Origin of the sequence: Duganella sp. CF458, assembly GCF_900113115.1 — a bacterium.
Lineage (GTDB): Bacteria > Pseudomonadota > Gammaproteobacteria > Burkholderiales > Burkholderiaceae_D > Rugamonas.
Genome location: NZ_FOOF01000011.1, coordinates 161,159 through 174,280, shown reverse-complemented (window position 1 = coordinate 174,280; position 13,122 = coordinate 161,159). Strand labels below are relative to the sequence as shown.

At 64.6% G+C, this 13,122-nt stretch carries 16 protein-coding genes; 11 read left to right on the top strand and 5 right to left on the bottom strand.

Annotation, left to right across the window (positions count from 1 at the left end; all coding sequences use genetic code 11):
• Positions 1–3: 3 nt before the first annotated feature.
• On the top strand, positions 4–1,020 hold the full coding sequence (gene hrcA, locus BM269_RS18320; protein ID WP_090439979.1) for a heat-inducible transcriptional repressor HrcA: 1,017 nt from the start codon (positions 4–6) through the stop codon (positions 1,018–1,020).
• A gap of 66 nt (positions 1,021–1,086) precedes the next feature.
• On the opposite strand, the gene fur is transcribed toward hrcA, so the two are convergent.
• On the bottom strand, positions 1,087–1,515 hold the full coding sequence (fur, locus tag BM269_RS18315) for a ferric iron uptake transcriptional regulator (RefSeq protein WP_090439976.1): 429 nt from the start codon (positions 1,513–1,515) through the stop codon (positions 1,087–1,089).
• Between the two features lie 73 nt (positions 1,516–1,588).
• On the opposite strand from fur, the gene BM269_RS18310 reads away from it, so the two are divergent.
• The 5 genes from BM269_RS18310 to BM269_RS18290 are packed head-to-tail and all read left to right on the top strand — an operon-like array spanning position 1,589 to position 4,387.
• The gene (locus BM269_RS18310) at positions 1,589–2,149 is read left to right on the top strand and encodes an outer membrane protein assembly factor BamE (RefSeq protein ID WP_373994401.1); all 561 of its coding nucleotides are present in this window, start codon (positions 1,589–1,591) and stop codon (positions 2,147–2,149) included.
• Between the two features lie 28 nt (positions 2,150–2,177).
• Positions 2,178–2,987 (top strand): 4-hydroxy-tetrahydrodipicolinate reductase, encoded by an 810-nt coding sequence (gene dapB / locus BM269_RS18305; RefSeq protein ID WP_090439973.1) that lies wholly within the window; start codon positions 2,178–2,180, stop codon positions 2,985–2,987.
• Complete coding sequence (locus BM269_RS18300) at positions 2,987–3,643, top strand: MotA/TolQ/ExbB proton channel family protein (RefSeq protein WP_090439970.1); 657 nt, start codon at positions 2,987–2,989, stop codon at positions 3,641–3,643. The genes dapB and BM269_RS18300 overlap by 1 nt, the downstream gene beginning before the upstream one ends.
• A gap of 4 nt (positions 3,644–3,647) precedes the next feature.
• Positions 3,648–4,070: an ExbD/TolR family protein gene (locus tag BM269_RS18295; protein ID WP_090439967.1), complete on the top strand. Its 423-nt coding sequence runs from the start codon at positions 3,648–3,650 to the stop codon at positions 4,068–4,070.
• Positions 4,070–4,387 carry a barstar family protein gene (locus tag BM269_RS18290; RefSeq protein WP_090439965.1) on the top strand — a complete coding sequence of 106 codons (318 nt, stop codon included), beginning with the start codon at positions 4,070–4,072 and terminating at the stop codon, positions 4,385–4,387. Before BM269_RS18295 ends, BM269_RS18290 begins: the two co-directional genes overlap by 1 nt.
• A gap of 41 nt (positions 4,388–4,428) precedes the next feature.
• Here the strand turns inward: BM269_RS18290 and map are convergent, their stop codons facing one another.
• The 4 genes from map to BM269_RS18270 form a co-directional block, all read right to left on the bottom strand.
• Complete coding sequence (gene map / locus BM269_RS18285; protein WP_090439962.1) at positions 4,429–5,220, bottom strand: type I methionyl aminopeptidase; 792 nt, start codon at positions 5,218–5,220, stop codon at positions 4,429–4,431.
• Positions 5,221–5,235: 15 nt separating this feature from the next.
• The gene (locus BM269_RS18280) at positions 5,236–5,601 is read right to left on the bottom strand and encodes a VOC family protein (protein ID WP_090439959.1); all 366 of its coding nucleotides are present in this window, start codon (positions 5,599–5,601) and stop codon (positions 5,236–5,238) included.
• 75 nt (positions 5,602–5,676) lie between these two features.
• Positions 5,677–5,973, bottom strand: a complete 297-nt coding sequence (locus tag BM269_RS18275; protein WP_139232791.1) for a hypothetical protein — start codon at positions 5,971–5,973, stop codon at positions 5,677–5,679.
• 196 nt (positions 5,974–6,169) lie between these two features.
• Positions 6,170–7,009, bottom strand: coding sequence for an AraC family transcriptional regulator (locus tag BM269_RS18270; protein ID WP_090439952.1), 840 nt, complete (start codon positions 7,007–7,009; stop codon positions 6,170–6,172).
• A 69-nt stretch (positions 7,010–7,078) separates the two neighbouring features.
• Between BM269_RS18270 and leuS the strand changes: the two genes are divergently transcribed.
• From leuS to BM269_RS18245, 5 genes are read left to right on the top strand one after another with little or no spacing between them, the layout of a single operon-like run.
• The gene (gene leuS / locus BM269_RS18265) at positions 7,079–9,700 is read left to right on the top strand and encodes a leucine--tRNA ligase (protein ID WP_090440265.1); all 2,622 of its coding nucleotides are present in this window, start codon (positions 7,079–7,081) and stop codon (positions 9,698–9,700) included.
• Positions 9,701–9,707: 7 nt separating this feature from the next.
• Complete coding sequence (gene lptE, locus BM269_RS18260; protein ID WP_170860418.1) at positions 9,708–10,349, top strand: LPS-assembly lipoprotein LptE; 642 nt, start codon at positions 9,708–9,710, stop codon at positions 10,347–10,349.
• A gap of 9 nt (positions 10,350–10,358) precedes the next feature.
• Complete coding sequence (gene holA, locus BM269_RS18255) at positions 10,359–11,375, top strand: DNA polymerase III subunit delta (protein ID WP_090439949.1); 1,017 nt, start codon at positions 10,359–10,361, stop codon at positions 11,373–11,375.
• Between the two features lie 2 nt (positions 11,376–11,377).
• The gene (locus tag BM269_RS18250; RefSeq protein WP_090439946.1) at positions 11,378–12,649 is read left to right on the top strand and encodes a glutamate-5-semialdehyde dehydrogenase; all 1,272 of its coding nucleotides are present in this window, start codon (positions 11,378–11,380) and stop codon (positions 12,647–12,649) included.
• Between the two features lie 3 nt (positions 12,650–12,652).
• Positions 12,653–13,069 carry a CopD family protein gene (locus tag BM269_RS18245; protein WP_090439943.1) on the top strand — a complete coding sequence of 139 codons (417 nt, stop codon included), beginning with the start codon at positions 12,653–12,655 and terminating at the stop codon, positions 13,067–13,069.
• Positions 13,070–13,122 lie beyond the last annotated feature (53 nt).

Genomic DNA, 13,122 nt, shown 5'->3' with positions numbered 1-13,122 from the left:
GCTATGCATCTCGATATCCGTGCCCAAACCCTGCTCAAAGCCCTGGTCGAGCGTTACATCGCCGACGGCCAGCCGGTGGGCTCGCGCTCCCTGTCCAAGATTTCCGGGCTGGAGCTGTCGCCGGCCACCATCCGCAACATCATGGCCGACCTGGAAGAGCAGGGCTATGTGGCCAGCCCGCATACCTCGGCGGGCCGGGTGCCGACCCCGCGCGGCTACCGCATCTTTGTCGACACCCTGCTGACGGTGCAGCACATCGACGAGCGCGCGGTGCAGGCCGGCTTGCAGGTGGCCTCGCCGCAGCCGCAAAAGCTGATTGCCAACGCGGCCCAGATGCTGTCCTCGCTGACCCAGTTTGCCGGCGTGGTGCTGACGCCGCGCCATGAGTCGGTGTTCCAGCAGATCGAGTTCCTGCGCCTGGGCGAGAAGCGCATGCTGCTGGTGATCGTCGCGCCGGGCGGCGACGTGCAAAACCGCATCCTGCTGACCGACGTCGATTACACCCCGGCCCAGTTGCAGCAGTCGGCCAATTTCATCAACCAGCACTATTCCGGGCTCTCGTTCGAAGACGTGCGCGGGCGCCTGCAGCACGAGCTGCGCCAGTTGCGCGACGATATGGGGCGCCTGATGCAGGCAGCGGTGGAGGCCGGCAGCGAGGCGATGGCCGAATCGGCCGAGGAGATGGTGATCGCCGGCGAGCGCAACTTGCTGTCGGTGGCCGAGCTGTCGTCGAATATGAGCTCGCTGCGCGCGATGTTCGACCTGTTCGAGCAGAAGACCGGCCTGATGCAGCTGCTGGACGTGTCGTCCAAGGCCTCCGGCGTGCAGATTTTCATCGGCGGCGAGTCGCAGCTGGTGCCGATGGATGCCATGAGCGTGGTGACCGCGCCCTATGAGGCGAACGGCAAGATCGTGGGGACGCTGGGGGTGATCGGGCCGACCCGCATGGCCTACGAGCGGGTCATCCCGATTGTCGATATCACCTCGCGGCTGCTGTCGAACGCGCTCAGCAACCACTGAAAAAATAAATGGGGACGTACCCCATTTATTTTTCGCAGAAAAATGGGGTACGTCCCCATTTATTTTTTAATGCTTGTGCGGGCAGTTGACCTTGGTGCAGCTGCCGTAGATGGCCAGCGCGTGCTCGGCGATCTTGAAGCCGCGCTCGGCGGCGATGCTTTGCTGGCGCTTTTCAATTTCTTCGTCGACGAATTCCTCCACCCGGCCGCAATCGAGGCAGACCAGGTGGTCGTGGTGCGAGCCTTCGTTGAGCTCGAAAATCGCCTTGCCGCTCTCGAAATGGTTGCGGTTGAGCAGGCCGGCCTGTTCGAACTGGGTCAGCACCCGGTACACGGTGGCCAGGCCGACGTCCATGTTCTCGGCCAGCAGCAGCTTGTACACGTCTTCCGCCGTCAAATGGCGCACGGGGCTGCTCTGGAAAATGTCGAGGATCTTCAGGCGCGGCAGGGTAGCCTTCAGGCCGGACGCCTTCAGGTCGGTAGGGCTGTTACTCATGTTTGCTAACGTCAGTTGCGGGAAGTGCTTTATGATATAGCGTTTTAGGCACTTCTGCTCACGGAATTGAGGTATGCATACCATGCGTTTGACCCCGCTGTCTTTGTTGCAACGTAGCACTCCGCTGCTGGCGGCCGCCCTGTTGACCGCCTGCGCCAGCCAGCCGGCCAGCGTGGCCCCGGTGGAAGCCTCGCAGGGGGCCCAGACCACCCAGATCACCGCGACGCAGAAGTTCTTCTGGTTCTTCTCGCCCTACCGGCCCGACATCCAGCAGGGCAATTTCGTGTCGAAAGAGATGCTGGCCCAGCTCAAGAACGGCATGAGCAAGGACCAGGTCAAGTTCCTGCTCGGTACCCCCTTGATGGCGGATGCCTTCCACGGCCAGCGCTGGGATTACCCGTTCCGCCTGGCCAAGGGCAACGGCGAGCTGACCACCAGCACGGTGGTGGTGTTCTTCGACAAGGAGGACAAGGTGGAGCGCTTCGAGGGCGGCAACTTGCCGACCGAACAGGAATACATCGCACGCATCGCCGGCCCGATCAAGGACTTCAAGAAGGCCGAGGACGCCAAGGGCAACCTGGCACCGGGCAAGGCGCCGCTGCCGGGCGGCCAGGAATCGGGTACCAAGCAATAAGCTTCCAGAGTATTAAGGAATGAGCAAGATGACGCAATTGAATATCGCCATCGCCGGCGCCAGCGGCCGCATGGGCCATATGTTGATCGAGGCGGTGCAGAAGGCGCCCGAGGCGCGCCTGGCCGGTGCGCTGGACCGCGCAGGCGCGCCAGCCCTGGGCAGCGATGCCGCCGCCTTCACCGGCCAGCCGGCCGGCGTGGCCATCACCGCCGACCTGGCTGCCGGCCTGGCCGGCGCCGATGTGCTGATCGACTTCACCCGCCCGGAAGGCACCCTGGCCCACCTGGCTTACTGCGCCGAGCATGGCGTGAAGATGGTGATCGGCACCACCGGCTTCGACGCAGCGGGCAAGGCGGCCATCGCGGCGGCGGCGCAAAAGACCGCCATCGTATTCGCACCGAACATGAGCGTGGGCGTCAACGTCACCCTGAAGTTGCTGGAATTCGCGGCCAAGCAGTTCGACCTCGGCTACGACATCGAGATCATCGAAGCGCACCACCGCCACAAGGTCGATGCGCCGTCCGGCACCGCGCTGAAAATGGGCGAGGTGATTGCCGATGCGCTGGGGCGCGACCTGAAGGAATGCGGCGTGTTCGCGCGCGAAGGCGTGACCGGCCCGCGCGATCCTTCCTCGATCGGCTTTGCCACCGTGCGCGGCGGCGACATCATCGGCGACCATACCGTGATGTTTGCCACCGAGGGCGAGCGCATCGAGATCAGCCACAAGTCCTCTTCGCGCCAGCACTACGCCAACGGCTCGCTGCGCGCGGCCGCTTTCCTGGCCGACAAGAAGACCGGCTTGTACGATATGTACGACGTGCTGGGCCTGAACGGCTGATGGAGCACTTTACCTTCGCCAGCTATTGGCAGCGCGGCGACGCGATTAGCCACGCCGTGGCTTACCTGCTGCTGGCGATGTCGCTCGCGTCCTGGTTCTTCATCCTGTGGAAGGGCTGGGCCGCGTGGCGCATCCGGCGCGCGGCGCCGGTGGTGCAGGCGTTCTGGGACGCGCCTTCGGTGGCCGATGGCGTGGCGCTGATGGCGGCACGCGACCGGGAGGCCATCTTCGCGGCGGTGGCGCAGGCCGGCGCGCACCAGCTGGCGCACGCGAAGAATGGCAGCATCGCGGCCGAGATGGGGCGTTCGGAGCAGGTGACGCGCGTGCTGCGCGATGCGATCCACGTTTCGACCACGCGGCTCGAAGCGGGCCTGACGCTGCTGGCCTCAATCGCTTCCACCGCGCCGTTTGTCGGGCTGCTGGGCACCGTGTGGGGCATTTACCACGCGCTGGCGGCGGTGTCGGCGCAAGGCACGGTGCAGATCGACAAGGTGGCCGGGCCGGTGGGCGAAGCCTTGATCATGACCGGCGTCGGCCTGACCGTGGCAATTCCCGCGGTGCTGGCGTATAACGGCTTTAACCGCATCAACCGCATCACGCTGTCCGAGCTCGACGCCTTCGCGCACGACTTGCACGCTTACCTGGCCAGGGATTGAACTGATGGCATTCGGCTCCTTCAACCATCACCGGCAGAAGGAATCCATGGCGGACATCAACGTCACGCCGATGGTGGACGTGATGCTGGTGCTGCTGGTGATCTTCATCATCAGCGCGCCGATGTTTACCAACGCGGTGCAGCTGGAGCTGCCCAAGGCGCAGGCCAAGGCGCTGCAGCAGGAAGCCGGCAGCGTGACGCTGGCCATCGATGCCGCCGGCACGGTCTACTGGAATAATGATGCCTTGCAGGCCGGGGAGCTGGAACAGCGCCTGGCCGAGGCGGCGGGCTTGCCGCAGCAGCCGGAGTTGCAGCTGCGGGCGGACAAGGATACCCGCTATGAAGTGGTGGCGCAGGTGATGGCGGCGGCACAGTCGCATGGCCTGACCCGCATTGGGTTTGTCACCGATCCGAAGGAAAAGAAATAATGGCTATTGCCACGTTAAACGGCGCCGCGATCGGCGATGAAGCAGCTTTCCACGCGGCCTGCCAGGCGGAACTCGGGTTCCCGTCGGGCTATGGCGCGACCATCGATGCCTGGGTGGACTGCCTGTCCTACCTGCGCGATGAGGACAATATGACGCGCTTCAAGCTCAAGCCCAACGAGGTGCTGGAGATCGTCATTACCGATGCGAAGAAAATGCCGGCGGATCTGCTGGAGGAGATTACGTACTGCGTTGGCGGCATCAATGAGCGCTATGACGATTACGGCGAGAAGCCGGCGTTGAAGCTGACGTTGCGCTAGACCGCAGGCCAGGTGCCTGGCCCCGCGGCTCAGGCACCGTGTTACCGGTTTTGCTCGCCCGGCGCCAGCGTCAGCACGTCAAACCCGGTCTCGGTCACCGCCACCATATGCTCCCACTGCGCCGACAGCGACCTGTCGGCCGTCACGACGGTCCAGCCGTCCGGCAGCGCGCGCGTGGCGTGCTTGCCCGCATTGATCATCGGTTCGATGGTAAACACCATGCCCGGCTCCAGCAGCAGGCCGGTGTCCGGCCGCCCGTAGTGCAGCACTTGCGGGTCTTCGTGGTACACCATGCCGATGCCATGTCCGCAATAGTCGCGCACCACGCTGTAGCCGGCCGCCTCGGCCAGCTTCTGGATCGCATGCCCGACGTCGCCCAGGCGCTTGCCCGGCTTGACCGCGCGGATGCCGGCCCACATCGCCTCATACGTCACTTCGCACAGCTTCTGCGCCGCTTTCGACGGCGTGCCGACGTAGTACATGCGGCTGGTGTCGCCGAACCATTCATCCTTGATGACGGCCACGTCGATGTTGATGATGTCGCCATCCTTCAGCACCTTCCTGTCCGACGGGATGCCGTGGCAGACCACCTCGTTGACCGAGGTGCAGACGGTGCCGGTAAAGCCGCCATAGCCGACGTTGGCCGGGATGACTTGCTGGGTGTTGACGATGTAGTCGTTGCACAGCTGGTCCAGCTGGGCGGTCGTGACCCCCGGCTTGACGTGCGGGGCGATGAAGGTCAGCACGTCGGCCGCCAGCTGGCCGGCCACGCGGGCCAGCTCGACCTGGTCGGGCGTCTTGATCAGGATGGATTTGTTATTGCGTTTGCGCATAGGGGGTGCATGGTATCACGCGACCTTGGCCCTGTCGAAATGCGGGTTTTCAATCAGTCCGAGCACATTGCCGAACGGGTCGGCCAGCTCGGCCACCTTGATGCCTTCGCCGACCTCCTGGATGTCGGAGTGAATGCTCGCTCCCAGTGCGATGATGCGCTGGACTTCCTTGGCGATGTCTTCCACGCCCCAATAGACCTGGCTGCCGGCCTTGCCCGGTTCGCCGTCCGGCAGCAGGCCCAGCTCGAAGCCGCCGATTTCGAAGCCGACGTAAAACGGCTGGTCGAAGTAGGGCTCCTGCTGGAAGACCCGGCTATACCAGGCTTTGCCGGCTGCCAGGTCGGGGGTGGGGTAAATCGCGGTGCGCAGGCCTTTGATCATGATGTGCTCCTCGGGTTGGTGTGTGATGGCCGCATCTTGCCATGCCGGCGGCTGCCGCGATTGGAAAAATGGAAACTAGCCGGTCTGGTTGGCTTGTTCTTGCTCCGCCTTTGCCGCACGGTAGGCAGCGCGGCGTGCTTCGGCTTCTTGCGCGTAGCGCAGGCGCAGTGCCAGCGTCCATTCCCGTGAGCCTGGCATCTGGCTATGAATGGCGTGCCAGGCACTGCGTGTTGATCCCAGCGACAATTGCACAAATTGGTTGGGTGACATGATCCTGACGATGGCCGGATCAACTCCGCTGTGTTCGCCTTGGAATTCCAGAAAGGCGCGCAGCGTGGGCGCGGAAAGCGCCATACACAGGGTCGGTAACACATTCGTCTCCTTCGCGAGAACCTTAGATTTTTGCCTTTAATTGGCCTGACCAAAGTGAGATTCTGGTAGATTTTTGAAGGCGCAGATCTTTAGACAAGCGAAATCACGAAAGTTCCGGGAAAATCTACCGAAATCTCACTTTGGTCAGGCCAATTTGACCCGGAAATCTAAGGTTCTCGCGACAGGGCGCGTAGGCTCACCGGTTGCCCAAATGGACGTCCGGCGATGCGCCGGTGAAATCGTGGAAATCGCGGATCAGGTGGGATTGGTCGAAATAGCCGCTGTCGAGGGCCAGGGTAGCCCAGTCGTGGCCGTGCTGACCCGCCGTGGCCGGGGCGCTGGCGGCAAGGGCGGCAGCGCGGGCGGCGCGGAAGCGGCAGATGCGGGCGAAGAGTTTGGGCGGCAGGCCGACATGGTCGCGGAACTGGTTGGCCAGATATTGGCGCGAGACGCCCAGCGCGCCCGCCAGCGTTTCCACGCGCCAGGCTCCGCCGCTGGCTTCCAGTGCGGCCACCGCGCGCAGGGCGAGCGCCTGGCCGGCGGGCGCCGCGGCGCTCACGCGCGCAGCCAGGGCAGTGGCGGCACGGGCACCGGCCGGGGCCATGGAAAGGCGTGCATACAGCGCTTCGGTGAGCAATGCCAGGCGTTCGGCATCGCTGCGCGCGACCGACCACAAGGCATCGCCGAGCCGATCGGCCACTGAACGGCCCCATAGCTGTTCCAGGTCCGCGCGCTGATCGATCAGCCCCGCCAGCGGCAGCGGTCCCATGAACAGGCTGGCGGCCCCCGGCCGGAAGCGCACCGCCACGGTGCGCACCCGGCGCGCGGCCGGTACATCGAACCAGGTGCTCATCATGCCGACAAAGTAGGCGGCGCCGCTGTCCTGCCACAGGATATCGGTGCAATTGTCCGGCAGCACACGGTGCGCGACGGACGACAGGGCCGGCCCGGCAGGCCCGGCGGCCGACTCGGACAGCCACAGGCAGTGCACCAAGCCAGCCAGCCCCGGCGGAGGCGGAAATTCCTGATAGCTCATTCTGACGCGCCGCACCAATGCATGGTTATAATGTCCGGTTCATATCCTCTCATTTTAGTGCGCTCCATCATGCAAGAAAAATATAGTCCAGCAGAAGTCGAACAAGCCGCCCAATCGCACTGGAAGGCGATCGACGCCTACAAAGCGGTCGAAAACGACCCGCGTTTCCCTAAAGGCAAGTACTACGCCTGCTCGATGCTGCCTTACCCATCGGGCAAGCTGCACATGGGCCACGTGCGCAACTATACGATCAATGACGTGATGTACCGCTATCTGCGGATGAACGGCTACAACGTGCTGATGCCGATGGGCTGGGACGCCTTCGGCATGCCGGCGGAAAATGCGGCCATGGCCAACAACGTGCCGCCGGCCAAATGGACTTATTCCAACATCGACCACATGAAAGAGCAGATGCAGTCGATGGGCCTGGCGATCGACTGGTCGCGCGAAATGGCCGCCTGCAAGCCTGAATACTACAAGTGGAACCAGTGGATGTTCCTGAAGATGCTGGAAAAGGGCATCATCTACCAGAAAACCGGTACCGTGAACTGGGACCCGGTCGACCAGACCGTGCTGGCCAACGAGCAGGTGGTCGACGGCAAGGGCTGGCGTTCCGGCGCGCTGATCGAAAAGCGCGAAATCCCGATGTACTACGTGCGCATCACCGACTACGCCGACGAGCTGCTGGACTACGTCGACCACAAGCTGCCGGGCTGGCCTGAGCGCGTACGCATCATGCAGTCGAACTGGATCGGCAAGTCGACCGGCGTACGCTTCGCCTTCCCGCACGCGATCGCCGGCACGGACGGTAAGCTGATCAACGACGGCAAGCTGTTCGTGTTCACCACCCGTCCCGACACCGTGATGGGCGTGACCTTCTGCGCCGTGGCCGCCGAGCACCCGCTGGCCGCCCACGCCGCGCAGGACAAGCCGGAACTGCAAGCCTTCATCGCCGAATGCAAGATGGGCTCCGTGATCGAGGCCGATATGGCCACCATGGAGAAGAAGGGCATGCCGACCGGCCTGTTCGTGACCCACCCGATCAGCGGCGAACAAGTCGAAGTCTGGATCGGCAACTACGTCCTGATGACCTACGGCGACGGCGCCGTGATGGGCGTGCCGGCGCACGACGAGCGCGATTTCGCCTTCGCCAAAAAATACAAGCTGCCGATCAAGCAGGTGATCGCCGCCGAAGGCCAGTCGTATTCCGACGAAGCCTGGCAGGAATGGTACGGCGACAAGACCGTCTCTGTGGTGACCAACTCCGGCAAGTACGACGGCCTGCGCTACACGGAAGCGCTGGAAGCCATCGCCGCCGACCTGGCCGCCAAAGGCCTGGGCGAAAAGAAGACCACCTTCCGCCTGCGCGACTGGGGCATTTCGCGCCAGCGTTACTGGGGCACCCCGATCCCGATGATCCACTGCGAGTCCTGCGGCTCGGTGCCGGTGCCTGAGAAGGACCTGCCGGTGGTGCTGCCGGAAGACTGCGTGCCGGACGGCACCGGCAACCCGCTGAACAAGCATGAAGCTTTCCTGAAGTGCGACTGCCCGAAATGCGGCAAGCCGGCGCGCCGCGAGACCGACACCATGGACACCTTCGTCGACTCGTGCTGGTACTACATGCGGTATACCTCGCCGGGCAGCGACCAGGCGATGATCGACCAGCGCAACGACTACTGGATGCCGATGGACCAGTACATCGGCGGCATCGAGCATGCCGTGCTGCACCTGCTGTACGCGCGCTTCTGGACCAAGGTGATGCGCGACTTCGGCCTGGTGAAGTTCGACGAACCGTTCACCAACCTGCTGACCCAGGGCATGGTGCTGAACGAGACCTACTACCGCGAGGAAGCCTCGGGCAAGAAGCACTGGTTCAACCCGGACGACGTGACCCTGACCACCGACGAGCGCGGCCGCCCTGTATCGGCCGTGCTGAAGGCCGACGGAGCGCCGGTGATCCTGGGCGGCATTGAGAAGATGTCCAAGTCGAAGAACAACGGCATCGACCCGCAAGTGCAGATCGAGCAATACGGCGCCGACACCGCGCGCCTGTTCACCATGTTCGCTTCGCCGCCTGAGCAGACCCTGGAATGGTCCGGCTCCGGCGTGGAAGGCGCCAATCGCTACCTGAAGCGCGTGTGGAACTTCGGCTTCGCCCAGTGTGACGCGATCCGCGCCGCCGGTTCGCCGCTGGCCGCCGTTGCCAGCACCGACGACGGCAAGGCGCTGCGCCGCGAAGTGCACAAGGTGCTGCAGCAAGCCGACTACGACATCAAGCGCATCCAGTACAACACCGTGGTGTCCGCCTGCATGAAGATGCTCAACACGCTGGAATCGGCCAAAGGCGTCGAGCCGGCCGTGCTGGCCGAAGGCTATGCCATCTTCCTGCGCCTGCTGAATCCCGTGGCGCCGCACATCACCCACGTGCTGTGGCAGGAGATGGGGTATGCGGGCGACATCCTGGACGCGGCCTGGCCGCAGGTCGACCCGGCCGCGCTGGAACAGTCCGAGATCGAGCTGATGATCCAGGTCAATGGCAAGCTGCGCGGCTCGGTGAAAGTGCCGAAGGCCGCCGACAAGGCCGCCATCGAAGCGGCCGCGCTGGCCGAGGAAAGCGTGCAGAAGTTCCTGGAAGGCGCGCCGAAGAAGGTCATCGTGGTACCGGGCAAATTGGTCAATATCGTGGTGTAAGGCAAAGATGACGACGACTCTGAAATCCCGCGGCGCCCTGCGCCGCACCATGCTGGCGCTGGCTGCGCTGGGCGTCGCTGCCGTGGCCACCGGCTGCGGCTTCCACCTGCGCGGCTCGGGCGGCACGTACACGCTGCCGTTCAACGCCATGTACGTGGGCTTGCCGGAGTCGTCGCCGCTGGCGATCGAGCTCAAACGCAATATCCGCGTCAACGGCCACACCACGGTGGCGGCCAGCAAGGCCGAGGCGGACGGCGTGATCGAGGTCCTGACCAACCCGGAAAAGACCCGCACCAAGTCGATCCTGTCCTTGAACAGCAATGGCCGCGTGCGCGAATACCTGCTGAGCTACAACATCCTGTTCCGCGTGACCGACCAGGCCGGCAACGAACTGCTGGCGCCGACCAATATCGTGCTGGGCCGCCCGATCACCTTCAGCGAAACCCAGCTCCTGGCGAAAGAGCAGGAAGAAGCCTTGCTGTACAAGGACATGCAGGCCGACCTGGTGCAGCAGATGATGCGCCGCATGGCCGCCATCAAGCCGGGCAGTCCGGCCCCGGCGCCCACCCCGTCCGGCGTGCTGCCTGGCGTGCTGTCGGCGCCCGACGTCACCGCCCCCACCGCGCCGGCCGCGCCGCCGGTCCGCTAACGGCACGCCATGCAGTTGCGCGCCGACGCCCTGGACGCCCACGTCGCCAAGACGTTGGCCCCGCTGTATGTGATCACCAGCGACGAACACTTGCTGGCGCTGGAGGCGGCCGACAAGATCCGGCGCGCCGCGCGCGCGCAAGGCTACTCCGAGCGCGAGGTGCTGAGCGTCGAGCGCAGCTTCAAATGGGGCGAGCTGCTGGCGGCCAACCAGGCCATGAGCCTGTTCGGCGACAAGAAGCTGATCGAGCTGCGCATCCCGTCCGGCAAGCCGGGCAAGGATGGCGGCGCCGCCCTGCAGGCCTACGCCAAAGATCTGTCTCCCGACAACCTCACGCTGATCACCCTGCCCAAGCTGGACTGGCAGACGCAGAAGGCGGCGTGGGTGGCGGCCTTGCAGCAGGCCGCCGTGTACATCGACATCCCGAACATCGAGCGCAATGCGCTGCCGGGATGGATTGCGCACCGCCTTGCCGCACAAGGGCAAAGCGCGGAGCGCGCCAGCCTGGACTTCATCGCCGACCGCGTAGAAGGCAACCTGCTGGCGGCACACCAGGAAATCCAGAAACTCGGCTTGCTGCACGAGCCGGGCAAGCTGGCCCACGAGCAGGTGCAGGACGCCGTGCTCAATGTCGCACGCTACGACGTGTTCAAGCTGTCCGAAGCCATGCTCTCGGGCGACACCGCGCGCCTGATCCGCATGCTGGAGGGCTTGAAGGGCGAAGGCGAAGCGCTGCCGCTGGTGCTGTGGGCCGTCTCCGAAGAAATCCGCACGCTGCTAAAATTAAAGGCAGGCATGGCCCAGGGCCGTCCGCTGCCGGCGCTCCTGAAGGAATACCGCATCTGGGGCCCGCGCGAACGGCTGATGGAGCCGGCGCTGCGCCGCATTGCCCTGCCCACGCTGGAAGCGGCGATGCAGCAGGCCGCCCAGGTCGACCGCATGGTCAAGGGCCTGCGCGCCAAGGCGTTCGCCGGCGACCAGTGGGACGCCATGCTGCAGCTTGCGTTGAAGGTCGCACGAGGATAATTATGGACATCAAGCAGTACATGCAGGACATCGGCCAGCGCGCCCGCGCCGCATCGCGCGCCATGGCGCGCGCCGACAGCGCCACGCGCAACCGCGCTTTGGCCCTGATCGCCGCCGCCATCGAGCGCGAAGCGCCGGCCCTGCGCGCGGCCAACGAGCAGGACCTGGCCGCCGCGCGCGCCGCCGGCCTGGCCCCGGCCATGCTGGACCGCCTGGCGCTGACCGACAAGGCGATTTCCACCATGGTGGAAGGCTTGCGCCAGATCGTCTCCCTGCCGGACCCGGTGGGCGAGATCTCGAACGTGAAGATCCGCCCGTCCGGCATCCAGGTCGGCCAGATGCGCGTGCCGCTGGGCGTGATCGGCATCATCTACGAAGCGCGCCCCAACGTCACCGTCGACGCGGCCGGCCTGTGCATCAAGAGCGGCAACGCCACCATCCTGCGCGGCGGCTCCGAAGCGATCCATTGCAACCGCGCCCTGGCCAAGCTGGTCGCCGAAGGCCTGCAAGGCGCCGGCCTGCCGGCTGACGGCGTGCAGGTGGTCGACACCACCGACCGCGCCGCCGTCGGCGCGCTGATCACCATGCCGCAGTACGTGGACGTGATCGTGCCGCGCGGCGGCAAGGGCCTGATCGCGCGCCTGATGGAAGAAGCCACGGTGCCGATGATCAAGCACCTGGACGGCATCTGTCACGTGTATATCGACGCCAAGGCCGATATCGCCAAGGCGCTCGACATCGGCTTCAACGCCAAGTGCCACCGCTACGGCACCTGCAACACCATGGAAACGCTGCTGGTGGCGCGCGCCGTCGCCGCTGAAGTGCTGCCGCAGCTGGCCGCGCGCTACGCCGCCGAGCAGGTCGAGCTGCGCGCCGACGCCGAAGCGCACGCCATCCTGGCCGCTGGCGCCTACCCGCACCTGGCGCACGCCACGGAAGAAGACTGGGCCACCGAATACCTGGCGCCGATCCTGGCGGTGCGCGTGGTGGACGGGCTGGATGCCGCCATCGAGCATTGCAACACCTGGTCGTCCAAACACACCGAGGCGATCGTCACCGAAGACTACTCGGCCGCGATGCGCTTCCTGCGCGAAGTCGATTCGTCTTCCGTGATGATCAACGCCTCCACGCGCTTCGCGGACGGCTTCGAATACGGCCTGGGCGCCGAGATCGGCATCTCCAACGACAAGCTGCACGCACGCGGCCCGGTCGGGCTGGAAGGATTGACGTCCCTTAAATACGTGGTGTTCGGCCACGGCGAAATTAGGAAATAGCGAATGCTCTGGATCAAAGCGCTGCATATCGTCTTCATCGTGTCCTGGATGTCGGGGCTGTTCTACCTGCCGCGCATCTTCGTCAACCTGGCGCTGGAAACGCCGGGCCCGACCAGCGAACGGCTACTGACGATGGCGCGCAAGCTGTACCGCTTCACCACCATGCTGGCGCTGCCGGCCCTGGTGTTCGGCATCTGGCTGGCGGTGCTGCAATATGGCGCCAGGATGCCGGGCTGGCTGCATGCCAAGCTGTTGGTGGTGTTCCTGCTAATCGGCTACCACCATGCCTGCGGTTCGTTGCTGAAGAAATTTGAACGCGGCGTCAATACGCGCGGTCATGTGTTTTACCGGTGGTTCAACGAAGTGCCGGTGCTGATGCTGCTGGCGATTGTCATCCTGGTGGTCGTCAAGCCTTTCTAAAACCGGTAAACCGGTGTCTGACCCGCAGGCTCAGACACCGCAGTACCAGTTTT